Origin of the sequence: Bradyrhizobium hereditatis, assembly GCF_020329435.1 — a bacterium.
Classification (GTDB): Bacteria; Pseudomonadota; Alphaproteobacteria; order Rhizobiales; family Xanthobacteraceae; genus Bradyrhizobium; species Bradyrhizobium hereditatis.
Map to the genome: position 1 here is coordinate 1 of NZ_JAGKJK010000021.1, position 23,965 is coordinate 23,965.

General features: G+C 63.4%; 19 protein-coding genes. 5 read left to right on the forward strand and 14 right to left on the reverse strand.

The annotated features are described in order from the left end of the window. Positions 1-476: 476 nt before the first annotated feature. Positions 477-1,751: an acyl-CoA dehydrogenase family protein gene (locus tag J6524_RS32495; RefSeq protein WP_225677979.1), complete on the forward strand. Its 1,275-nt coding sequence runs from the start codon at positions 477-479 to the stop codon at positions 1,749-1,751. A 174-nt stretch (positions 1,752-1,925) separates the two neighbouring features. Next, positions 1,926-2,543 (forward strand): flavin reductase family protein, encoded by a 618-nt coding sequence (locus tag J6524_RS32500; protein ID WP_225677980.1) that lies wholly within the window; start codon positions 1,926-1,928, stop codon positions 2,541-2,543. 18 nt (positions 2,544-2,561) lie between these two features. On the opposite strand, the gene J6524_RS32505 is transcribed toward J6524_RS32500, so the two are convergent. From J6524_RS32505 to J6524_RS32515, 3 genes are all read right to left on the reverse strand, one after another. Next, entirely contained in the window at positions 2,562-3,437 is an 876-nt protein-coding gene (locus J6524_RS32505; RefSeq protein WP_225677981.1) for an alpha/beta fold hydrolase, read from the reverse strand. 12 nt (positions 3,438-3,449) lie between these two features. Next, the gene (yghU, locus tag J6524_RS32510) at positions 3,450-4,343 is read right to left on the reverse strand and encodes a glutathione-dependent disulfide-bond oxidoreductase (RefSeq protein WP_225677982.1); all 894 of its coding nucleotides are present in this window, start codon (positions 4,341-4,343) and stop codon (positions 3,450-3,452) included. A 116-nt stretch (positions 4,344-4,459) separates the two neighbouring features. After that, complete coding sequence (locus tag J6524_RS32515; protein ID WP_225677983.1) at positions 4,460-6,118, reverse strand: flavin-containing monooxygenase; 1,659 nt, start codon at positions 6,116-6,118, stop codon at positions 4,460-4,462. Positions 6,119-6,347: 229 nt separating this feature from the next. Here J6524_RS32515 and J6524_RS32520 point away from each other — a divergent pair, with 229 nt between their 5' ends. Further along, positions 6,348-7,481, forward strand: coding sequence for a nitronate monooxygenase (locus J6524_RS32520; protein ID WP_225677984.1), 1,134 nt, complete (start codon positions 6,348-6,350; stop codon positions 7,479-7,481). Between the two features lie 156 nt (positions 7,482-7,637). Further along, on the forward strand, positions 7,638-9,152 hold the full coding sequence (locus tag J6524_RS32525; RefSeq protein ID WP_225677985.1) for an acetyl-CoA acetyltransferase: 1,515 nt from the start codon (positions 7,638-7,640) through the stop codon (positions 9,150-9,152). An 84-nt stretch (positions 9,153-9,236) separates the two neighbouring features. Here J6524_RS32525 and J6524_RS32530 read toward each other — a convergent pair whose 3' ends face one another. The 7 genes from J6524_RS32530 to ltnD form a co-directional block, all read right to left on the reverse strand. Further along, positions 9,237-10,205, reverse strand: coding sequence for a helix-turn-helix domain-containing protein (locus J6524_RS32530; protein WP_225677986.1), 969 nt, complete (start codon positions 10,203-10,205; stop codon positions 9,237-9,239). Positions 10,206-10,634: 429 nt separating this feature from the next. After that, entirely contained in the window at positions 10,635-12,326 is a 1,692-nt protein-coding gene (locus J6524_RS32535) for a methyl-accepting chemotaxis protein (RefSeq protein WP_225678064.1), read from the reverse strand. Positions 12,327-12,545: 219 nt separating this feature from the next. After that, positions 12,546-14,576, reverse strand: a complete 2,031-nt coding sequence (locus J6524_RS32540) for a methyl-accepting chemotaxis protein (RefSeq protein ID WP_225677987.1) — start codon at positions 14,574-14,576, stop codon at positions 12,546-12,548. 242 nt (positions 14,577-14,818) lie between these two features. Further along, positions 14,819-16,510: a methyl-accepting chemotaxis protein gene (locus J6524_RS32545; RefSeq protein WP_225677988.1), complete on the reverse strand. Its 1,692-nt coding sequence runs from the start codon at positions 16,508-16,510 to the stop codon at positions 14,819-14,821. A 181-nt stretch (positions 16,511-16,691) separates the two neighbouring features. Continuing rightward, positions 16,692-17,969 (reverse strand): 3-oxo-tetronate kinase, encoded by a 1,278-nt coding sequence (gene otnK, locus J6524_RS32550; RefSeq protein WP_225677989.1) that lies wholly within the window; start codon positions 17,967-17,969, stop codon positions 16,692-16,694. After that, positions 17,966-18,748: a 2-oxo-tetronate isomerase gene (gene otnI / locus J6524_RS32555; RefSeq protein ID WP_225677990.1), complete on the reverse strand. Its 783-nt coding sequence runs from the start codon at positions 18,746-18,748 to the stop codon at positions 17,966-17,968. Before otnI ends, otnK begins: the two co-directional genes overlap by 4 nt. A gap of 26 nt (positions 18,749-18,774) precedes the next feature. Beyond that, on the reverse strand, positions 18,775-19,767 hold the full coding sequence (ltnD, locus tag J6524_RS32560) for an L-threonate dehydrogenase (protein ID WP_312002520.1): 993 nt from the start codon (positions 19,765-19,767) through the stop codon (positions 18,775-18,777). Between the two features lie 32 nt (positions 19,768-19,799). On the opposite strand from ltnD, the gene otnC reads away from it, so the two are divergent. Then, positions 19,800-20,459, forward strand: a complete 660-nt coding sequence (gene otnC, locus J6524_RS32565; protein WP_225677991.1) for a 3-oxo-tetronate 4-phosphate decarboxylase — start codon at positions 19,800-19,802, stop codon at positions 20,457-20,459. Positions 20,460-20,541: 82 nt separating this feature from the next. Here otnC and J6524_RS32570 read toward each other — a convergent pair whose 3' ends face one another. The 4 genes from J6524_RS32570 to J6524_RS32585 are packed head-to-tail and all read right to left on the reverse strand — an operon-like array spanning position 20,542 to position 23,864. Further along, the gene (locus J6524_RS32570) at positions 20,542-21,246 is read right to left on the reverse strand and encodes an ABC transporter ATP-binding protein (RefSeq protein WP_225677992.1); all 705 of its coding nucleotides are present in this window, start codon (positions 21,244-21,246) and stop codon (positions 20,542-20,544) included. Beyond that, a complete protein-coding gene (locus J6524_RS32575) occupies positions 21,230-21,964 on the reverse strand; it encodes an ABC transporter ATP-binding protein (RefSeq protein WP_225677993.1) in 735 nt (244 codons plus the stop codon). The genes J6524_RS32570 and J6524_RS32575 overlap by 17 nt, the downstream gene beginning before the upstream one ends. After that, positions 21,961-22,986, reverse strand: coding sequence for a branched-chain amino acid ABC transporter permease (locus tag J6524_RS32580; RefSeq protein WP_225677994.1), 1,026 nt, complete (start codon positions 22,984-22,986; stop codon positions 21,961-21,963). Before J6524_RS32580 ends, J6524_RS32575 begins: the two co-directional genes overlap by 4 nt. After that, positions 22,986-23,864, reverse strand: coding sequence for a branched-chain amino acid ABC transporter permease (locus J6524_RS32585; protein WP_225677995.1), 879 nt, complete (start codon positions 23,862-23,864; stop codon positions 22,986-22,988). The genes J6524_RS32580 and J6524_RS32585 overlap by 1 nt, the downstream gene beginning before the upstream one ends. Between the last annotated feature and the right edge of the window lie 101 nt (positions 23,865-23,965).

Sequence of the window (23,965 nt, forward strand, 5' to 3'; positions counted from 1 at the left end):
CGAGCGGGTCACGACACCAGCCCTCGAAGCGGAGTCCCTTCGCCGGGACGATGGATCAGGTCAGACCGTTACCCATCCAGTGGCGCTTGCGACCACGCGAAACGTAGATTGGTCGGCCTATCCTCTTCAGACCCCATCAGGTGGCGGCCCTGCGCCGACCCCGTACAGAAGCAAGACCCCGGCGAACGGTACGACGCCAAAAAGGGATTGACCTTCGAAGGCCCGTTACAGAAGGATGGGTAGAGCCAACGGGTCCGGCCTTCGGCCGGCCCGATGATAAACTCCGCGAAACCCATCACCGTCGCGGTTGAGAGATTGATGGGTATCGCTTCGCTCCACCCATCCTACACACTTGCCATGAGGCGGAAAATTACGCCTCTTCCGACCGCGCTTGTGCAAGCCCTCGCCTGCCGTCTACAGTGCCGGCCAACGAGCCGACTGCGCCCGCGACACTTGCGCAAATGGGAGGAATATCCATGAAGCACGCCTATATCCCGCGAACGACGAACTACAACCTCAATCCGGGCGAAGAACTCAACGATTTGCGCATGTCGGACGAGGTGCGGCCGCTCTATGAGCACGTCAAAAAGTTCATCCGCGAGACCGTCGACCCGATGTCGGTCGAATTCATGCGGCTCGGCGAAGGCAAGAAGGACCGCTGGAGCTTTACGCCCGAGCAGCTCGCGGTGCTGCAGAAGGCCAAGGACAAGGCCAAGGAGGAAGGGCTGTGGAACTTCTTCCTGCCCGACGCCGAGACCGGCGAAGGCCTGAAGAATCTCGATTACGCCTATATCGCGGCCGAGCTTGCCAAGAATCCGCTGGCCTCGGAAACCATGAACTGCTCGGCGCCAGATACCGGCAACATGGAAGTGCTGGAGCGCGTCGGCACTAAGGAGCAGAAGGAGAAATGGCTGAAGCCGCTACTCGCCGGCGAGATCCGCTCGGCCTATGCGATGACCGAGCCGAATGTGGCTTCCTCCGACGCCAAGAATATTTCGACCACCGCAAAGCTCGTCGGCGATGAGTGGGTGATCAACGGCGAGAAATATTACATCTCCGGCGCCGGCGATCCGCGCTGCAAGATCATGATCGTGATGGTGAAGACCAATCCCGACGCGCCGCCGAGCAAGCAGCAATCGCAGATCCTGGTGCCAACAGACACGCCCGGCGTGGAAATTCTCGGACCCATGCATGTGTTCGGCCACGACCATGCGCCGCGCGGCCACATGCACCTGCGCTTCAATAATTGCCGCGTGCCGAAGGAGAATATTTTGCTCGGCGAAGGCCGCGGCTTCGAAATCTCGCAGGTACGCCTCGGGCCCGGCCGCATCCATCATTGCATGCGCACGATCGGCAAGGCGGAGAAGGCGCTCGATCTGATGGTGTCGCGCGGCCTGACGCGCGAAGCCTTCGGCAAGAAGATCGCCCATCTCGGCGGCAATTTGCAGATCATCGCGCAGGCGCGCTGCGAGATCGAGGCAATGCGGCTGATGGTGCTCAAAGCGGCGAAGGCGATGGATGTGCTTGGCAACAAGGAAGCGCGGATCTGGGTCAGCATGGTCAAGGCGATGGTGCCGGAGCGCACCTGCAAGATCATCGACCAGGCGATCCAGATGCACGGCGCGACCGGCATCTCGCAGTGGAGCCCGCTCGGCGAGATGTACCAGGACGTCCGCCACCTCCGCTTCGCGGACGGTCCGGACGAGGTGCACTGGATGGTGGTCGGACGGCATGAACTGAGCATGCCGTAGACTTCTCTCCCTCTCCCCGTTCTTCACGGGGAGAGGGTCGGGGTGAGGGGTTGCTTCCGCAGAAGCAGCAGGCAGCGAGTTCGCGGAGACTCCCCCTCACCCGCCGCGCTCCCGCGCGTCGGCCTCTCCCCGCAAGCGGGGCGAGGCACGGACCCCGCCGAACCAGGTAGTCCCATGCAATACGCCCCCAGCGATCTCAAACCCCGTGAGCGCTACAAGGTGCTCACCTCCTTCGTGCTGCCGCGGCCAATCGCGTGGGTGACCTCGATCGGACCGACCGGCGTTGTCAACGCAGCGCCGTTCAGCTTCTTCAACGTGTTCTGCGAGGATCCGCCGCTCTGCATGTTCGCCGCTAACTTAAGGCCCGACGGCCGTATCAAGGACACGGTGATCAACATCCGGCGGACGGCTGAATTCGTCGTCAACATGACTGACGAGCCGCTGGCGCGCGCGATGCATGAGAGTAGCGGCGACTTTCCGCCTGATATCGGCGAGCCGGATTACCTGAACCTGAAGCTGGCGCCTTCGACGAAGATCGGCGTTCCGCGGCTGGCGGATGCGCCGTTTGCGATGGAGTGCAAGACCTGGAAGGAGATCGACGTCAATGGCGACCGCCTCCTCGTCATGGGTGAAGGGATCCACTTCCACATCCGCGACGAATTGTGGGACCACGCCGCGATGCGCGTGCACATGGAGCGCTATCACCCGATCGGCCGCATGTTCGCCGACCGTTATTGCCGAACCGATGATCGCGTGGTGTTTCCACCGGCCGAGGGAGCCATCGCGCGCTGAAGCGCCGGGAACGGACCCTTAGGCCGTAGGATGGGTGGAGCGAAAGCGATACCCATCATGCCTCCGCGCAAGAGATTGATGGGTTTCGCGGAGTTTATCATCGGGCCGGCCAGCGGCCGGACCCGTTGGCTCCACCCATCCTACGCCGTCACCGGCCGGTGCGCGCGCAGAAACGACCGTATCTGCCGCACCGCGAGTGGCACCCTCTCCTTCGGCTCCTTCCAACAGGCTGACCTCCGCGTTCGGCGCCAGCAGCGCGCTCTCCATGGCAACCGCATATGGATGCGCCGGGATGTCGTCGGGCAGGATCAAGACCGGTGTCCGGCATTGGCGGACGAAATCGCGCGTCACGGTGAAGACGAAATCCGGATTGGTGCGATACATCTTCGTCAGGAATTTCTCGGCCTGCTCCATGGTAATGTCGGGCCGGCGCTCGACGAGCTGCGGGGCCCAGCCCTTCATGTTGTTGTCGTAGAACAGGTCGCGCATCTCGGGGCGTGAGCCTGAGGGCATCGCGAGCACCGCGGCAACGACGCGATCCGGCGCGCGCTTGATGAGATTCCAGATCAAGGGACCGCCGATGCAGAAGCCGAGCACCATGAATTTTTCGAAGCCGAGATGATCCATCAGCGCGAGCTGATCATCGGTGTGGGAGTCCCAGGGTCGCTCGATCTCGAGCGGGCCTGTGGACTGGCCGGGCGGTGCGTTGCGCAGGTCGTAGGCGATGCAGCGGTATTCGTTGCCAAATTCCTTGATGGCGTTGAACGGTGGGTAATCACCGGTGATGCCAGATATGTTCGAGTTCAATCCGCCGCCCGCGATTAGAAGCAGCGGATAGCCGGCGCCGGCTTCCTCGTAATGAATGCGGACGGCGCCTTTTTCGAAGAAGCTCATAGTGTCTCCCCCTCACCCCTTCGCTAGCTCGCCGATCTTGTCCTGCGTCTTCGTATCGAAATCACTGGCATCGTGCCGCTCGTGCAGCTGGCTGGCCGGATCGCCGGAGATACGGTTGACCATGCGGCCGCGCCTCACGGCGGGGCGCTTGGCGATCGCATCGGTCCAGCGCTGCACGTTCTTGTATTCGTGCACCGACAGGAATTCGCCGGCGCCATAGACCAGGCCCTTGGCGAGCGCGCCGTACCACGGCCAGATCGCCATGTCGGCGATGGTGTAGTCCTTGCCGGCGAGATATTCATTGTCCGCGAGACGGCGGTCGAGCACGTCGAGCTGGCGCTTCACTTCCATGGCGTAGCGATCGATGGCGTATTCGATCTTGGTCGGCGCGTAGGCGTAGAAATGGCCGAAGCCGCCGCCGAGGAATGGCGCGCTGCCCATTTGCCAGAACAGCCATGACAGGCACTCGGCACGCGCCGCGCCGCCTGCGGGGAGAAACGCGCCGAATTTTTCGGCGAGATGCATCAGGATCGCTCCCGACTCGAACACGCGGATTGGCTCCGGCCCGCTGCGGTCCATCAGCGCGGGGATCTTCGAGTTCGGATTGACCGCGACAAAGCCGCTGCCGAACTGGTTGCCGTCGATCTTGATCAGCCAGGCGTCGTACTCCGCGCCGCTGTGACCGGCAGCCAAAAGCTCCTCGAACATGACCGTGACCTTGACGCCGTTCGGCGTCGCCAGCGAATAGAGCTGGAACGGATGGCGACCGATGGGCAGCTCGGCTTCATGCGTGGGACCGGCGATCGGGCGATTGATGCTGGCGAAACGGCCGCCGCTTGCCTTGTTCCAGGTCCAGACTCTTGGCGGGACGTATTCGACTGAAGGGTTGACGGGGGCGTCGGTCATTCATTTTTCTCCAGAATCGTAGGGCCGGCAAAGGCGCGTTTTCGCCGTGCCCACCATTTGATTGTCGCGTTGCATATGGTGGGCACGCTACGCTTTGCCCACCCTGCGGCAGCGGCTTACGACGCCGCCACCTTGCGCGGCGCCTCTGCTCGCTCCATCACAAATCCCTGATAGCCCTTGGCCGCGACGTCGTTGCAGATCTGCCTGTAGGGGCCGACGCCGCCGATATAGGGCATGAAGATGCGCGGCTTGCCGGGAACGTTGGCGCCCATGTACCAGGAATTGGCCTGCGGATAGAGCGTCGTGTTGGCGACCTCGTTGACATGGTCGACCCATTTGTCCTCGGCGTCCCTGTCCGCTTCCATGGTGTCGAGCCCGCGACCCCGCATATAGGCGAGACAATCGGCGATCCAGTCGACGTGCTGCTCGATCGACACGATCATGTTCGACAGCACCGACGGACTGCCGGGGCCCGTGATGATGAAGAGATTGGGAAAGCCGGCGCTCATCAGGCCGAGATAGGTGCGTGGGCCGGCCGCCCATTTCTGGTTCAGCGTCTGCCCGCCACGTCCCCTAATATCGATCTTCGCGACCGATCCCGTCATCGCGTCGAAGCCGGTCGCCAGCACCAGCGCGTCGACCTCGTAGTCCTTGCCGGCGACGCGCACGGCGGTTTCGGTGATCTCCTCGATCGGGTTCGACCTGATGTCGACCAGCGTCACATGGGGACGGTTGAAGGTCGCGAAATAATCGGTGTCGATGCAGATCCGCTTGGAGCCGATCGGATGGTTGTTCGGCTGCAGCAGCTTTGCCGTCTCCGGGTCCTTGACGATCTCGGCAATCTTCTCGCGTACGAAATTGGCCGCGGTGTCGTTCGCCGCCTTGTCGAGCGCGAGATTGTTATAGACCGACATGAAGGTGAGGCCGCCGCGCTCCCAGCGCGCCTCATATTTTGCTCGGCGCTCATTATCGCCGTCGTCGAGCGCGCCGCGATCAGGCATCTCCGTATAAATGCCATTCTTCGCGACTTCGCGGGCAAAGCGCCTGATCTCGGGATAGTTATCGCGAAACTTCTTCCGCTCTGCCTCGGTCAGCGGCGCGTTGCGGGCGGGAATGGAGAAATTTGCGGTGCGCTGGAATACCGTGAGACGACTAGCCTGCTCGGCAATGACAGGGACCGACTGGATGCCGGACGATCCCGTGCCGATGACGCCGACGCGCAGGCCGGTGAAATCGACCGCTTCATGCGGCCAGTGACCGGTGTGGTAGACCTTGCCCTTGAACCTATCGAGGCCCTTGATATCAGGCATCCGCGCGTTGGAGAGGCAGCCGGTGGCGAGTACCACAAACTTTGCGGTCACCGTTTTGCCGTCTGATGTTGTGACTGACCAGAGATTGGTGGCCTCGTCGAATTCAGCGCTTTCAACGCGGGTGTCGAACTGGATGTCTTTCCGCAGATCGAAGCGATCGGCGACATGGTTGGCGTACTTCAAAATCTCCGGCTGCGGCGCGTAGCGCTCACTCCAGTCCCATTCCTGCTGCAGCTCGTCGGAGAACGAATAGGAATATTGCATGCTCTCGACATCGCAGCGCGCGCCGGGATAACGGTTCCAGTACCAGGTGCCGCCAACGCCCGAGCCCTGCTCGTAGACCCGCGCCGTCATCCCCTGCCCGCGCAACCGGTGCAACATATACATGCCGGCAAATCCTGCGCCGACCACGACGACGTCGTAGGCCCCGGATGGCTTGGTGGTAACGGAAGAAGTGGCGGACATACAGACGGGCTCCCTTAAAGGTTATCTCTTGATTTGGTGCCAGCATTCTCTCCGCAGCGTGAAAGCGCAAGACGCAAATCGGCGGCATGGCATTGCATATTTTGCGCGGTGGAATGTTCGCCCCTGATGGCGGGGAGCGAGACCGCTTGGCATGCAAGCCTTCGATGGGCTAGCGTCTCGCGGAAAGCCGAGCAGCAACCACCGAATGCTGCCGCCGGGAGGACAAGCCATGAAATCGCCGATCTGCGAGATGCTGGACATCGAGTTTCCGCTGCTCGCCTTCAGCCATTGCCGCGACGTGGTTGCAGCCGTCAGCCGCGCCGGTGGTTTCGGCGTGCTGGGCGCGACCACGCATTCGCCTGAAACGATCGAGCAGGAACTGAAGTGGATCGACGATCACACCGATGGCAAGCCTTACGGGCTCGACGTGCTGATCCCCGAGAACATTTCGACCGCCGGCGAAAAGGACGTCACCTGGAAGAGCCTGGAGGCACGGATCTCGCAGGAGCATCGCGACTTCACCCGCAACCTCCTCAAGAAATACGGCGTCGAGCTGACCACGACCAATGTCGCCGACAACCAGCCGCAGCCGTTCGATGCGCAGCGCGCGCTTGATGTGCTCGAGGTCTCGTTCCGCCATCCGATCAAGCTGATCGCAAATGCGCTTGGCGTGCCGCCGAAAGCGATGATCGACATGGGCCGCAAGCATGGCGTGCCGGTTGCAGCCCTCGTCGGTTCAAAGGAGCACGCCCTGCGCCAGGTCGCGGCCGGTGTCGATATCCTGGTGGCGCAGGGCACCGAAGCCGGCGGCCATTGCGGCGAAGTCTCGACCATGGTGCTGGTGCCCGAGGTGATCAAGGCGATCAAGGCTATCAGCGATGTGCCGGTGCTGGCGGCGGGCGGCATCATGACCGGGCGGCAGATGGCGGCCTGCATGGCGATGGGCGCGGCGGGCGCCTGGACCGGATCAGTGTGGCTGGCGACGGTGGAGTCGGAAACCACCGAGATCTTCCGCGAGAAGATGATCGCGGCCTCTTCGCGCGATGCGGTGCGCTCGAAAGGACGCACGGGAAAGCCGGCGCGGCAGTTGCGTTCGGTGTGGACCGATGCGTGGGATCGCAGTCCCGACAGCCCGGGCGCGCTGCCGATGCCGCTGCAAAGCATCATCAGTCGCGATGCCTTCAACTCGATCGACCGCGCGGCCGCCGCCGGCAATGTGCAGGCGCGCGATCTCGTCAGCTATTTCGTCGGCCAGGGCGTCGGCCTGATCGACAGCGTGAAATCCGCCGGCGCCGTGGTGCAGGAATTCAAGGAGGATTTTGCCGATGCGGTGGAGCATATGAATATGCTGATGGAGGAGTGAATTTATCCCCTCATGGTGAGGAGGCGCGAAGCGCCGTCTCCGGACGATGCTTCGCATCGCCGGGCGAACCATGAGGCCCGCGGCCCATCCTTCGAGACGCCGCTTCGCGGCTCGTCAGGATGAGGTTTGAAGAAATCTGAAAGAGAACAAGAAAAAATGTCGAACACCTCCCTCCCCGAAGACCGCATTCCCGTCATCGTCGGCGTCGGCGAAATCGTCGACCGGCCCAAGGACGTCGCCGCAGGCCTCGAGCCGCTGGCGCTGCTCGAACAGGCGGTGCGGCGGGCGGAGGCAGACAGCGGGGCAACGCTGCTTGGCGAGCTCGGCTCGCTCGATGTCGTTAATTTCCTGAGCTGGCGCTACCGCGATCCGGAGAAGTTGCTGGCGGCGCGGCTTGGCGCGAATCCGGCGCATTGCTATTACGGGCCGGTCGGCGGCGAGAGCCCGATCCGCTACATCCACGAAGCGGCCAAGCGAATCGCGCGCGGCGAATGCAGCGTCGCCGTGGTCTGCGGCGCGGAGGCGCAATCGACCGCGACCAAGGCCGAGCGCGGCGGCATCTCGCTGCCGTGGACTCCATTCGCCCATGACGTCGAGGAGCCGAAGCGCGGCGCGGCATTCCAGAAGCCGATGGCGGTCAAGCTCGGCGTGTTCAGGCCGATCACGGTCTACCCGCTCTATGAATCGGCGACATCAGCCCATTGGGGCCAGACGCCGCGCGAAGCGCTCGCCGAGTCCGGCGCGCTGTGGTCGACCTATTCGAAAGTGGCGTCGGAAAATCCGAACTCCTGGCTGAGGAAGCGTTTTGCACCGGAGGAGATCACCACGCCGACGCCGGAGAACCGGCTGATCGCCTGGCCCTACACCAAGCTGATGGTGGCCAATCCGACCGTGAACATGGGCGGCGCGGTGCTGCTGACCTCGCTCGCCAAGGCGCGCGCGGCCGGCGTGCCCGAAAACCGTCTCGTCTATCCAATCGGCGGCGCCTCGGCGGAAGAGCCGCGCGACTATCTCGTGCGCGATCAGTTCTACGAGAGCCATCCGCAGAACGCGGTGCTGAAGGCGGTGATGGATCTCGTCGAAGGCGACGGCAAGAAATTCGATGCCATCGAACTCTATAGCTGCTTCCCCTGTGTCCCCAAGATGGCGCGGCGGACGCTTGGCCTCGGCGCGGACGTGCAGCCGACCGTGACCGGCGGCCTCACCTTCTTCGGCGCGCCGCTAAATACCTACATGACGCATGCCGCTGTCGCGATGGTGCGCAAGCTTCGCGAACGCGGCAAGCTCGGCCTGCTCTATGGCCAGGGCGGCTTCGTCACCAAGCATCATGGGCTGGTGCTGTCGCGCGAGGCGCCGAAACAGGCGCTCGCGCAGGATACCAGCGTGCAAGCCGAAGCCGATCGCAATCGCCGCAAGGTGCCTGATTTCGTTACCGAAGCCTCGGGCAAGGGCAAGGTCGAAAGCTTCACCGTGATCTACAAGGGCACGGGCGAAGTCGAGCACGGCGTGGTGATGCTGCGCACCGAAGGCGATCAGCGCGCGCTGGCCCGCATCCCTGCTGGTGACGCTGTAACGCTTAAGCACCTGCTGAACATGGACCGGACGCCGGTAGGATCACTCGGCGATATCGTTGCGGCCGACGATAGCGTGCTGGAGTGGCGGGTGGGATAATACTCGTGTCCCGGCTCTACAGCGCATCACGGCGTGCTGCGCTGCGTCCGGGGCACGAAACGGAATCCCAGAGCTGCGGTGTCGTCACGACTGCCTATCCGGATTGTTGCGGGCTGCCGACAATGTCTGCTGCGGCGTCTCGCCAAACAATTCGCGGTAGAGCGAAGAGAACTCGCCCATGTGCCAGAAGCCATTCACGAGCGCGACGGCCTTGATCGACTGCGGCGCGTCCGCCCGCACCAGCTGCTGACGCACATTCCAGAGGCGGCGCAGCCGCATATAGCGATGCATGCTCATGCCGCGAATGGCAACCACGGCGTTATGCAGCGTTCGCACGGACGCCCCAAGCTGTCGCGCGACATCGGCGCTGTACAGCGTCTTGCCGGCGTTGGCGGCTACGAACTCGTCGAGCTTTCGGACCAGCGCGAGATAATGGCTCAGACTCAGGCGCTTGGCTTCGGGCGTGGGCGATGCCGCGGCCATCGCCAGATCAAATGCCTGCAGAATCGATTCTTCGACATGCTCGATCACGTTCGGCTGGGCGAACGTATCGGGCGAATGCGAAGCGAGCGTCAGGACGTCGGCAACCGTCGCCCGTAGAGCTTGGCATCTATCCGGCGATGTCACTATCAGTTGAGCACTGTCGGCATCGCCCGGCCAGCCTCGATCGTCGATCGAAGCGAAATTCACAAGCGCCACAAGATTGGCCTGCTGCTCGACGATCTCACACTTCGCCGTGCCCTTGACCAGCAGCAAGGTCGGCGAACGGGCTTCAACGCCGTCGATGATCAACGAAGCCGCATCGTCCATCGTGAGGCCGACGATCGCGCCGGTCGTAGAATAGCGCATCTGCAGAATTCGCGGGAACGTTCGCTGCAGATGGACCGAGCAGGACTTCAGCTTCAAGGAGGCGAAAGAGGCATTGAAGGCCTTGGCGTCGATCGGAATGCTCCTGGCGTCGCCCAGTCCTTCGATGCTCCGGAAACGATCAACGTCTAGAGAACGGCTGACCTTTACGAAATTTGACTCAACTAGTTCATCAAGCAACGACACGCGGCGGTCATCCGAGCCGTCGGTAGCGATCGTCACAACAACGAAAAAAAGACGCTAGCCGGATTGAGATTGATGGCACGCGCAACTTGACCACGGTGAACGGGAGCTTCGATGCACCCTTCCCGCGGATGAAGCGTCTTGAGTCCTGGCCCGTCTTCATTGACGCAGAACACATGGCACCTTCGCGATGCCCTTGCATATTACCAAGTTTTCCCGATTTCGGAACTTCGTTCGCCACATTTCGATCGGCTTTCGCTCAAAGCGATTGGTTGGCTCGCACCGCAATCGCAATCCTTCGATCTATGGATGTCTCCTGCGCCTCGTGCACCTTAAAAAGTGGCTACTCACGGCAGTTCGCGTTTCTGATTCGAATCGCCTTGATCGCGAAAGCCGGCATAGCGGCCGGCTTCCGAGCACGCCGCTGCGCAATCAGGCCGCCCGCACCGAGTCGAGAAACCTGCCGACTTCCAGCTTGAGCCGGCCGCTGTCGCCCGACAGCGACTGCGCCGCCGCGAGCACCTGCGAAGAGGCGGAGCCGGTTTCGCTGGCGCCGCGCTGCACGTCGGCAATGTTGGAGGAAACCCGCTGGGTGCCCATCGCGGCCTGCTGCACGTTGCGAGAAATCTCCTGCGTCGCCGCGCCCTGCTCTTCCACGGCCGCTGCGATGGCCGACGAGATCTCCGACAGCCTCTCGATGGTGCCGCTGATCGCCTGGATCGCGTTCACGGATTCCTGGGTCGCCGCCTGGATGCCGGTGATCTGCTGGCCGATTTCGCCGGTGGCCTTCGCCGTCTGCTCGGCCAGTGCCTTGACTTCGGAGGCCACGACCGCAAAGCCGCGGCCGGCCTCGCCGGCGCGCGCCGCCTCGATGGTGGCGTTGAGCGCAAGCAGGTTAGTCTGCCCGGCGATGGTGTTGATGAGCTCGACGACATCACCGATGCGGGTCGCCGCCTTCGACAATTCGCTGACACGCTCATTAGTCGTGCGGGCCTGACCCACCGCATCATTGGCCATCCGCGCCGATTCCTGGACCTGCCGGCTGATCTCGGTGACGGACGAGGCCATCTCCTCGGTGGCCGATGCCACCGACTGCACGTTGGTCGATGCCTCTTCAGAGGCTGCCGCGACGGTCGTCGTGAGTTCCTGCGCGCGGTCCGCAGTCGCCGTGAGTATGCCCGCCGACACTTCGAGCTGGCTGGAAGCCGCCGATACGGTCTCGACGATCTGGCCCACCGCAGCCTCGAAATCGTCGGCCATCTTGTTCATATCAGCCTTGCGGCCCGCGACGGCGCGGCTCTCGGCCGCGCGCTGCTCGGCCTCCAGCGACTGACGCTCGACCGCATTGCTCTTGAACACTTCGACGGCCTTGGCCATCTCGCCGATCTCGTCGCCGCGCCCGACGCCGGGCACCTCGGTGTCGAGCTTGCCGCTGGCAAGGTCGTTCATCGCAACGGTCATGCGCTGCAACGGGGCGGTGATGCTCCGCGCCACGAAGATGGATACGGCCAGCATGAACAACAGAATCACGCCGGCGACGATCAGGGAGCGCTGGGTCGATACCCAGGTCTGGGCATTCAGATCATCGATGTAGACACCAGTGCCGATGACCCAGTTCCACGGCGCAAAGCCAACCACAAAGGACAATTTCGGTTGCGGCTTGTCGAATCCCGGTTTGGGCCACTCGTAGGGCACGAAACCGGAGCCATCCTTTTTGACCGTATTGACGAAGTCGACGAACAACAGCTTGCCATTCGGATCCTTGTAGGCCGAGAGATCGTTGCCGTTCATTTCCGGCCTGATCGGATGCATCACCATTTTGGGATGCATGTCGTTGATCCAGTAATAGTCGTTGTTGCCGTAGCGAAGCGCTGATATCCGCGCCATCGCCCGCTTCTGCGCGTCGGCGTCCGAAACGCCGCCCTTCTGTGCGGCGGCATGCTCTTCCTTGACGATGCCGAGCGCAAGTTCGCCGAGATGCCGTAGTTCGATCTGCTTCTGCTGATGGAGGCCGGAGGCCAGCTCACGGGACTCCAGAAAGGTAACGCCCAGGAGCCCGGCAAAGCTGAGGCAGATGAGGGCATAGATTTTTCGGCCAACGGTCATCCTGGCCCGGCTAATCATTTCAAACATGCGCGATCTCCACGCGACGACGATGGTCGTCGGCCCCTAATTCGCGGAATCGTATACGCCGGCGGCTTTCTACCCGTTAATTTTGCAATCAGTAGATATACGGAATTTCCGTTAGCCGGAACGCGCGGCCGGTATTGAGCGACTCAGAACGGAAAAAGGCCCAGCCCTGTTCAGGGGCGGGCCCTTTCGCATTGCGGTCGATTGGCGGCTTTACGCCGCGCGCACCGAATTCAGGAACTTGCCGACCTCGCGCTTGAGGCGGCTAGAATCGGACGAAAGCGACTGCGCCGACGAGAGCACCTGCGACGAGGCCGTGCCGGTTTCGCCAGCGCCGCGCTGCACGTCGGTGATGTTGGCCGAGACCTGCTGGGTGCCGCGCGCCGCCTGCTGCACGTTGCGCGAGATCTCCTGGGTGGCCGCGCCCTGCTCTTCCACCGCAGCGGCGATGGTCGAGGAGATTTCCGACAGCCGTTCGATGGTGGAGCTGATCGCCTGGATCGCCTCGACGGACTCTTCCGTCGCGGCCTGGATACCCGTGATCTGCTGGCCGATCTCGCCGGTCGCCTTCGAGGTTTGCTCCGCCAGCGCCTTCACTTCGGAAGCAACGACGGCAAAACCGCGGCCGGCATCGCCGGCGCGGGCTGCCTCGATGGTGGCGTTGAGCGCCAGGAGATTGGTCTGCTCGGCGATGGTGTTGATGAGCTCGACCACCGCACCGATGCGGGCCGCGGCCTTGGACAGTTCGCTGACCCGGTTGTTGGTGGTGCGGGCCTGGTCGACGGCCTCGTTGGCCATCCGCGCCGATTCCTGAACCTGACGGCCGATCTCGGTGATGGACGATGCCATTTCCTCGGTGGAGGAAGCCACCGACTGCACGTTGGTGGAAGCTTCTTCGGAGGCCGCGGCGACCATTGTGGTCAGCTCCTGGGCGCGCTCGGCGGTCGCGGTCAGCGTACCCGCGGCGCTTTCGAGTTCGGTCGATGCCGACGAAACCGTCTCCACGATCTTGCCGACCGCACCTTCGAAATCGTCGGCGAGCTTGATCATCTCGGCCTTGCGCCGCTGCGCCGCGACCAGGTCCTGCTGAACCTTGGCCTCGGCTTCCTCTCGCGCTTTCCGCTCGGCGTTCTCGCGGATGACGGTCACCGTCTTGGCGAGGTCGCCGATTTCGTCACCGCGGCCGGCGCCGGGAATCTCGACGTCGAGATTGCCGCCGGCCATCTCGCCCAGCGCGCCGTTGAGGCGGGTCATGGGACGGGCGACGCCGAGGAAGGAGAACACCACGGAAGCGATCAGCGAGGCGACCACGACGATCGCCATGATCAGGTTGATGCTGTTGGCGCGCTCGGTATCGGCCATGACCGCGTCCTTGGAGATTTTTGCGTCCCTTTGCGCAGCCTCGACGGTCGCCTCCATCAGGCCGGCGACTTCAGCGGCGGCCTTGACGGTGCGGTTGGCGATGATGTCGCTCTTCGATTGCTCGGTCCGTACGGCTTCCTCGTTGGCGGCCAGGAAGCGCTTGACGATCGAGGAAAGGTTGCTGACCACGACCAGCAAATCCCGGTCATCGGCCTCGCCGCGCAGCTTGTTGAAGACATCCTTCAGGGAGGCCTCGGTCTTGGCCATCTCCGTGACCAGGTTGGCATCGCCGGTGGCGCCGAGCTTCCAGGCGCCAGCCCGCAGCGCGTTCACCTTGCCGTCGGCCTGAAACAGCAGACGCTCGATCTCGAGGCGGTTGTCCAGCTTCTGCATGGCCGGCAACTTCAGCTGAGTATCGACCGCCTTGTTCCATTCCTCGGAAATCGCCGAGCGCTTCTCGATCTGCGCAAGCAGCGTGGTCTGCGCCTTCGCGAGATCTTCCACCGCCGCAACGAAGCCTTCCATCAAGGTCTTGGTCTTCTGCAGCCGCTCTCTGGCATCCGGCTGCTGGGCCATCGCCAGCGCGGCCTCCAGCTCCTTTGCCGCGTTCGCCTTATGGCGCTGCAGATCGGCAAGGGCGTTTTCGACCTCGGCGGGAGCTCTCGCCAGGCGGACGTCGCCGGCGGAAAGCTGGATCTTGCGCAAATCGATATGCGCGGAGAGCGAATTGTCAGCCACCTTCTGCGATCGCGAAGCGCGCCCGCTGGCTTCCTGGATTCTCGCTTCGGTGACCATCTGGTTGGCGACCATGCCGATCGCCAGCAGGACGCCGACCGCCCCGGCCAAGCCCAGTTTGTTTCCGATACGGTTGAGCTTGATCATGTCGACGACCCCAAATTCTTCTGAAGCAGTTTTTCCTGAGGCGGAATTTGCGGCAAGGAGCCGGCAACCTTCGCGCGCGAATCCCGAAGATGCGGGCAGCCTAGCGGCGACCGGTTAATTTCCGCTTGCGGAAACTAGGGATTGTGCAGGCGGGTTGTGTCGCTCTCGGCTTCGCCGCCGGAAGCGAAAAGGCCCGCCTCCCTGTCCGGAAGCCGGGCCCTTCGTCTGCCGTCCGCCGGCTGTCAGGCTGCCCGGACCGACTCCAGAAACTTGCCCACCTCGAGCCTGAGACGCCTGCTGTCGCCCGACAGCGACTGCGCTGCCGAGAGCACCTGCGAGGAAGCCGCGCCGGTCTCGCTGGCGCCGCGCTGCACGTCGGTGATGTTGCTGGAGACCTGATGGGTACCACGGGCGGCCTGCTGCACGTTGCGGGAGATTTCCTGGGTTGCCGCGCCCTGCTGTTCGACGGCAGCCGCAATCGCCGAGGAAATCTCCGCCAGCCTTTCGATGGTGCCGCTGATTTCCTTGATCGCGCTCACCGATTCCTGGGTCGCGCCCTGGATGCTTGATATCTGCAGGCTGATTTCGCCGGTCGCCTTGGCCGTCTGCTCGGCCAGCGCCTTGACTTCGGAGGCCACCACCGCAAAGCCGCGGCCGGCATCACCGGCGCGCGCCGCCTCGATCGTGGCGTTGAGCGCGAGCAGGTTGGTCTGGCCCGCGATGGTATTGATGAGCTCGACGACGTCGCCGATCCGGCTCGCCGCCTTGGACAATTCGCTGACGCGGTCGTTGGTGACGCGGGCCTGGCCGACGGCATCGGTTGCCATCCGCGCCGATTCCTGCACCTGGCGGCCGATCTCGCTGACCGAGGATGACAGCTCTTCGGTCGCCGAGGCCACCGACTGCACGTTGGCGGAGGCTTCCCCGGAAGCCGAGGCCACCGCAGACGTCAGCGACTGCGCGCGCTCGGCCGTCGCCGACAGCGTGCCGGCCGAAGCTTCGAGCTGCGTCGAGGCCGACGATACCGTCTGCACGATCTCGCCGATCACGTTTTCAAAACTGCGGGTGATGCCGTCGACCCGCCGGCCGCGCTCGATCTTGGCTTCGGCATCGGCAGCGGCCGCCTCATCGGCGGCCTTCTTGGCGATCAGCGCCTGCTTGAATACCTGCAACGTGTCCGCCATCGCGCCGATTTCGGTCTTCTCGCCCTGATGCGGCACCTCGGCGCTCAGATCGCCGTTACCCAGCGCCTGCATCGGCTTGACGATCGAGGCAATGCCGCTCGACACATCGCGAACCAGATAGGCGCTGATGCCCACGCCGATCGTGACGGCCGCACCGAGAATCAGGGCCAGCAGCATGAGAGCGGCGGTATAGCTATTGGCGGCTTCCTGCGCCGCCTTGTCAGCCCCGGCATTGTTGAGGTCGACATCCTTTTTCAGGACGGCATCGGCTTCGAGCCCGATCTTGTTGACGGTCGTGGTATTGAGGTCGTGGGCTTCGGTCGGGATCTTGCCGGCCGCCTTGCGCGACAGCTCCATGACCTCCTGGGTGCCCTTCTTGTAGCTCTCCCACAGCCTGACCCATTCATTGTACAGAGCGCGCTCTTCGGCCGAGGTGATCAGCGGCTCATAGGCCGTGCGGACCTTGCTGTTGCTCTCGACGACGGCGGCGAGCGTCTTCTCCATCGCCAGCTTCTCTTCCAGAGTCTCGGACAGCATGTGCTCGCGGATCACGTTGCGGTAGGTGATGACGCCGGCGCGCAGATCGCCCAGCAAGCGGACGCTCGGCAGCCAGCTTGTCGAAATGTCGACCGTATTGGCGTTGATGGCGCGCATGTTCCGGACCGCGAGCAGGCCCATGCCCGTCATCGCGACGAGCAGGAAGGCAACCACGGCGATGATTTTGGTGCGGATCGAATAGCGGGCAAGCATGGCCGGAATCTCTTGGCTTTGGGCGCGCGGGATGCGCCGGGTGGGAGAAGGCGGGGAGTTGGAAAACGAAAAGGATGCCTTGCCCACATCAAAACCGATGCGTCCTCAGGTCGAGTTAACGGCCGGCGAAAAAATTCCGCCGCAGCCTGAGCTCGCCCATAGCTGTGCGCCGATGAACCGATCAGCGCATCAGCTTCAGCGCATCGGAAAAGAACTCAGGTCCGCCGAAATTGCCCGACTTCAGGGCAAGCAGCATTTCGCTCTTGTCGGAGCCCACCGCGCGCAAAACCGGCACTCCTGCAGCGATTTCCTGGCCCACGAGGAATCCCGGAATGCGCAGGCGATCGACGACGGCGCCTGAAGTTTCACCACCTGCGACCACCAGTCGCCGGACGCCCGACCGCACCAGTCCTTCCGCGATATCCGCCATCGCCTGCTCGATGGCATGCCCGGCTGCATCGCGGCCATGACGAGATTGCAGAGCTGCGACCTGATCCGGTGTCGAGCTGCTGGCGATCAGGATCGGGCCGTCTGTGATTCGCGCGCTCGCCCAGGCCAGCGCGCGGCGCGCTTCATTGGGGCCGGCGATGATCTGCTCGGGGTCGAGATGCAGCACAGCCATGGACTTTTCAGCGTTGGCGATCTGCGCCAGCGTCGCCTGCGAGCAGCTTCCGGCCAGGCATGCCGCCGGCCCACCGACCGGCGCGCCGGTTGCAGCCCCTGCGGAAGTTGCTTTGACTTTGCCGGAGGCGACCAGCGCCCGTGCGAGACCGAGGCCGATGCCTGATGCACCGACCGACACGCGGTGATCCAGCGCCACCGCGCCGATCGTCTCCAGATCGCGGTCGAAAACCGCGTCGATGATCGCAGCCCCTATGCCCTTGCCCGCGAGATCGGAGAGCCGCCCGCGGACCGCCTCCGCGCCGCGCGAGAGCGTTGCGAGATCGACCAGGCCGATTTGGGTTCGGCTCTGTCGCGCCAGCACCCGCACCAGGTTGGAGTCGTGCATCGGGTTGAGCGGATGATCCTTCAGCGGGCTTTCGTTCAACGGCACAGAACCGACGAACAAATTGCCCTGATAGACAGTGCGGCCGGTCTCCGGAAACGCCGGCGTCACCAGCACGATCGTATCGCCTGCGTCGGCACGCAGCGCATCCATGACCGGGCCGATATTGCCGGCGTCGGTGGAATCGAAGGTCGAGCAGATCTTGAACAGCACGTGGCCCGCGCCGCGGCCGCGCAGCCATTTCTCCGCCGCGCGCGAACGCTCAACCGCTACGGCCGCCTCGATCGAGCGGCTCTTCAGCGAGACGACGACTGCATCGACCTCGGGCAGCGCCAGATCATCCGGCGGCACGCCGATGGTCTGCACCGTGCGCAGGCCCTGACGGGTCAGCGTGTTGGCGAGGTCGGAAGCGCCGGTATAGTCGTCGGCGATGCAGCCCAAAGACAGTTTCACGGCTTTGCTCCGGCATAGGGCTTGAACCAGGCGAGGCCATCGGTGGTCTTGCCGCGCGGGTTATATTCGCAGCCGACGAAGCCGCCATAGCCGAGCCGGTCGAGTTCAGTGAACAGGAACGGATAGTTCAGCTCTTCGCCATCGGGCTCGTTGCGCGAGGGAATGCTGGCGATCTGAACGTGACCGATGATCGGCATCATCTCGCGGAGCCGCATGGTGACGTCGCCATGAATGATCTGGCAGTGATAGATGTCGAATTGCAGTTTCAGGTTCGGGATTTTCAGTTCGGTGATCAAATCGCGCGCGAAGCCGAAATCGTTGAGGAAATATCCCGGTACGTTGCGCGGGTTGATCGGCTCGATCACGACATTGAGCCCATGCGGCGCGAAGAATTCCGCGGCCCATGCCACCGATTTGTAGAACTGCTCGACCGCCTTCGCATCGCTGCGGCTGGCGATGCCGGCCATCAGATGCAGCCGCTTGACGCCGGTCGCCTTGGCATAGGGCAATGCCGTCTCCAGACTGCGCTTTAGATCGTCAAAGCGCTCCGGCAGCGCGGCAAAGCCTTTTTCACCGGCATCCCAGTTGCCCGGCGGCAGGTTGAACAGCGCCTGCGTCAGGTCGTTGTTCTTCAGCCGCTCGCCAACAACTTCGGCCGGATGATCGTAGGGAAACAGGAATTCGACCGAGGTGAAGCCCGCTTTTGCCGCCGCCTCGAAGCGGTCGAGGAACGGCACTTCAGTGAACATCATGGAGAGATTGGCGGCAAAACGCGGCATCGACGGTCCTCTACTTGATCTTGGCTCTAATTCGGCTCGCCGGGCAGATGCGTGCCGGTGACGCGGGCATACATCCGCGCCACCGAGGCATCGTCGTCGCGGCCCATGCCGGCGGCAGCCGTCATCAGAAACATCTGCAGCGCGGCGGCCGCAACCGGCACCGGGAATTTCTGCGAGCGCGCCATGTCCTGGATGATGCCGAGGTCTTTGACGAAAATCTCCACCGCGCTGCGCGGTGTGTAATCGCCGTCGAGCACATGCGGCATGCGGTTCTCGAACATCCAGGAATTGCCGGCGGAGGCCGTGATCACCTCATAGACTTTTCGAATGTCGAGGCCTTGCTTGGCGGCGAATGCGATCGCCTCCGAGGCGGCGGCAATGTGCACGCCGGCGAGCAACTGGTTGATCATCTTGAACGCCGCGCCCTGCCCGGCGTCGTCGCCGAGCTCGTAGAGTTTGGCGGCCATCGCATCCAGCGCGGGACGCGCCTTGGCGAAGGCCGCCGGGCTGCCGGATGCAAGGATCGTGAGCTCGCCCTGCGCCGCGCGCTGCGCACCGCCGGAAATCGGCGCGTCGAGGTAGTGCCGCCCCGTTTCCTCCAACTGTTTGGCGAGCCGGCGGGCGATATCGGGGTCCATCGTGGCGGAGGAGATGAATACCGCGCCCTTGCCGAGGGTTTCGGCAACGCCATTGAGACCGAACAGGATGGTCTCGGTCTGGGCAGCGTTGACGACAACGCTGACGACGATATCGGCCGATTTCGCCGCTTCTGCCGGGGTGCCGGCACCCTTGCCGCCATCGGCAACGAACCGCTTGACTGTATCAGCCGAAACGTCACAGCCGGTAACTTCGAGGCCAGCGCGGCGCAGCGATGTCGCCATGCCATAGCCCATCGAGCCCAGCCCGATGACGGCAACGCGCGGTTTTGTGGATTCAGGCATGCGGCGGTTCCTCGACATTTCTTGGCAGGTTTGCCTCTGGGTATCACGGCTTGGCCGCGCTGCCAAAGCGTGAGACAAGACAAAAATCGGGATGTCGCCGGAATACTGATATGAGCGAAACCAGGATTCGCGAGGAAATCTGCCGCCTCGGCCGTTCGCTGTTCGAGCGCGGGCTGACGCCGGGCTCCTCCGGCAATATCAGCGTGAAACTCGACGATGGCGGCTGGCTGGTGACGCCGACCAACGCCTCGCTCGGCTTCCTCGACCCGGCACGGATGTCACGGCTCGGGTCCGATGGACGGCTGGTTTCGGGCGATGCGCCGACCAAGGAAGTGCCGCTGCACACCGCGCTCTACCAGAGCCGAAGCGCGGCCCGCGCCATCGTGCATCTGCATTCCACCCATTCGGTGGCGCTGTCGATGCTGCCCGAGATCGATCCCCGCGCCGCGCTGCCGCCGATGACACCTTATTATCTGATGAAATGCGGCCACACCGCGCTCGTGCCGTATTACCGGCCAGGCGATCCCGCAGTCGCCGACGCGATCAAGGGGCTGGCCGGGAAATACTCCTCCGTGCTGCTCGCCAACCATGGCCCGGTGGTTTCAGGCGACACGCTGGAAGCTGCGGTGTTTGCGATGGAGGAGCTGGAGGAGACGGCGAGGCTCTACCTTCTGCTGCGCGGATTGAACCCGCGGTATCTGTCGCCGGCGCAAGTGCAGGATTTGACGAAGGTGTTCGGGCTGACGCTGCCGGAGCATGGGCACTCGTAGGATGGGTGGAGCGCAGCGAAACCCATCATCTCTTCGCGCAATGAATTGATGGGTTTCGCTTCGCTCTACTCATCCTACGGCATCACAGCCCCAGATACGCCTTCCTTACATCCGGATTGACGCCGATCTCCGCCGCACTGCCCTGCATCAACACGCGCCCCGTCTGCAGGATGTAGGCGCGGTCGGCGATTTCCAGGCACTCGGACATGCGCTGCTCGACGATCAGCACAGTCATGCCGGCGTCGCGGATGCGCTTCACCGCCTGGAAGATTTCGTCGACCAGTTTTGGCATGATCCCCTGCGACGGCTCGTCCAGCATCAAGAGCCGCGGCCGCGTCATCAGCGCACGGCTGATCGCGAGCATCTGCTGCTCGCCGCCGGAGAGCGTCTCGGCGCGCTGCTCCAGCCGCTCCTCAAGGCGCGGAAACAGCTTGAATACGAGATTGAGCGGTTCCTCGCGATTGGCTTGGCCGCGATAGAGATAGCTGCCGAGCCTCAAATTGTCGCGCACCGACAGGCGCGGAAACAGCCTGCGGTTCTCAGGCACATAGGCGATGCCGCGCGAGGTGATGATGTGCTGCGCTATGCCGTCGATCCGGGCGCCGTCGAACGTCACGGTGCCGGAACGCGGACGCTCCGCGCCGGCGATCGATTTCAGCAGCGTCGACTTGCCGGCGCCGTTGGCGCCGGCGACGCAGACGATTTCGCCTTTCGCCACTTCGATCGAAACCGCCGAGATCGCGACCAGGCCCTGATAGGCGGTGGTGACTTCATGCACCGACAGCATGACGGTCTCCGAGATAAGCGGTGATGACTTTGGGATCGCGGACGACGTCGGCGGGCTTGCCCTCGACCAGCACCTTGCCGAGATCGAGCACGATGGCGCGGTCGACCAGCGGCATCACGATTTCCATGACATGCTCGACCATCAGCACGGTGACGCCGCTATCGCGCACCTTGCGCACCAGCTCGACGCCGGTCTTGGCTTCGACCGGCGTCAGCCCCGTGAGCACCTCGTCAAGCAGCAGCAGCTTCGGTTCGGTCGCCAGCGCCCGCGCCACCTCAAGCCGTCGCTTTTCGGACGGGACGAGATCGCTGGCAAGCACGTCGGCGCGCGGCCCGAGACCGCAAAACTCCAGTACCTCATACGCCCTACGGCGGGCATCGCGCATCACAGTGGTGCGAACCAGCGCGCCGACGATGACGTTGTCGATCACGGTCATGGTCTCGAAGCTTTTGACGACCTGGAAGGTGCGGCCTATCCCGCGCTGGCAACGTTCGGCTGCCGGTAGCGCCGTGACATCCTCGCCGTCGAAGATGATCGTGCCTTGCGTGGGCGGCAGCACGCCCGCGATCAGATTGAACAGCGTCGACTTGCCGGCACCGTTCGGGCCGATCAGGCCGACGATCTCGCCGCGCCCGACCGAGATCGAGACGTCGCTGTTGGCGACCAAGCCACCGAAGCGCTGCCAGACGCCGCGGGTTTCCAGAAGAGGCGTCGTCATCGGGCCACCTCCTTGCGCTTGGGAGCAAACAGCCTGGCCAGTTGTTTGAGTCTGGCCAGTTGCTTGAACGAGAACAGGCCGATCAGCCCCTGCGGGCGCACCAGCGAGATCGCGATGATCAGGCCGCCATAGACGATCAGGTCGACACCGCGGCCGGAGCCACCGACATAGGACCGCGTCAGTTCGGTGATCGGGATCAATATGACCGCGCCCAGCATCGGCCCCCACAACGTGCCGATGCCTCCCAGCACCGCGGGCAGCGCCATCAGCAGCGAAAACTGAAAGCCCATCACACTCTCGGGATCGATAAAGTAGACGAACTGCGCATAGAAGCTGCCACCGACCGCGACCAGGAACGCCGATACCGCCGCCGCGCCCATCTTGGAATTGAACACGTCGACGCCGAGGCTTTCAGCCGCTTCCGGATTGTCCTTTACCGCGCGCCACCAATAGCCCCATTTGGAGTCCTCCAGCCACCAGGTGACGAACCAGGCGACGCAGGCCAGCACCAGCGCGAAGTAGAAGTACGGCAGCTTGCTGCGTGGGAACTGGAATTTCAGCCAGCTATCGCCGCGCGCGGGAATCTCGATGCCCATCGCCGCGCCAGCCCAATCCCAGTTGTGAAAAAGCAGCAGGCCGATTTCGGCGATGACAATGGTGGCGATGACGAAGTAATGCCCGCGCAGGCGGAAGCAGGGATAGCCGAGCGCCATCGCAATGAGTGCGGAGATCACGCCGCCGCCGAGCATGCCGAACCACGGCAGCACGCCGAACTTGGTGAACAGCAGCGCGGTCGTATAGGCCCCAATGCCGAAATAGAGCGCGTGACCGAGCGAGATCTGTCCGCAATAGCCGGAAAGAATATTCCAGCTCTGCGACAGTGCGCCCCACATCAGCGTCAGCACCATGATGTTCTGAACGTAGACGTCCTTGACGAACAGCGGGACGGTCGCCGCGATCGCAGCGAGAACGGATGCGACGATGAGGTCGCGGCGGCGGCGTTCTGCGAAAGCGGTATCCATCACATCGATCCGAACAGGCCGCGCGGGCGGATGAAGACGACCAGGAGATAGACGGCGTAGATGCCGACCGCCTTGAGCGAGGGCGGCAGGATCAGCGCGGTCGTCGCCTCGACGAGGCCGACGACGATGCCGCCGGCGAAGGCGCCGAACACGCTGCCGAAGCCGCCCAGCGCCACCGTTACATAGGCGATCAGCGCAAAGGACGCGCCGACGTCGGGATAGATGTAGAAGAAGATCGCCATGACTGCGCCAGACAGCCCGACCAGCGCCGCTCCCAAGCCCCAGCCGAGCGCAAACACCTTGTTCTTGTCGATCCCGACCAGCGCCACCGCGCCGGCGTCTTCGCGGGTCGCCTCCAGCGCGCGGCCAAAGTCAGTGCGATTGATAAAGAGATAGAGCGCGCCGAAGGCCGCAATCGCAATCAGCGCGCCTACCAGCTGCGGCACGGGCAGGAAGATGCCGGCCACCGAGACCGTCTTGCCGCCGAGCCATGAATGCGTGACGCTGCGGTAGTCCGGCGTGAAGAAGTACTGCGCCAGACCGCGCATGACGATGGCAAGGCCGAAGGTCGAGAAGATCTGCACCATGCCGGCATTGGCTTTCGCACGCACGGCAAAGCGGACTATCAGCAGGTAGACGACGGCCCCGAATACGAACAGCGCCGCGGCGACCAGCGGCGCCGACAGCAAGGGGTCGATCGCGAAGAACATGAACAGGAAGAACGTCGCGTACATCGCGATCATCAGAAATTCGCCGTGAGCGAAGTTCACGACGTCCATCAGGCCGAAGATCAGCGCCAGGCCGACGGCAATGAGGCCGTAGAGCAGGCCCATCAAAAGACCGCTCGCCAGGCTTTGGATGATGGCTTCGGCTGTCATGGCTGCTGCTCCAAGTACAGGTCCTCATCCTGAGGAGCTTGCGAAGCAAGCGTCTCGAAGGATGGCGGCAAAAGCGCACTCGCGGCCATCCTTCGAGACGC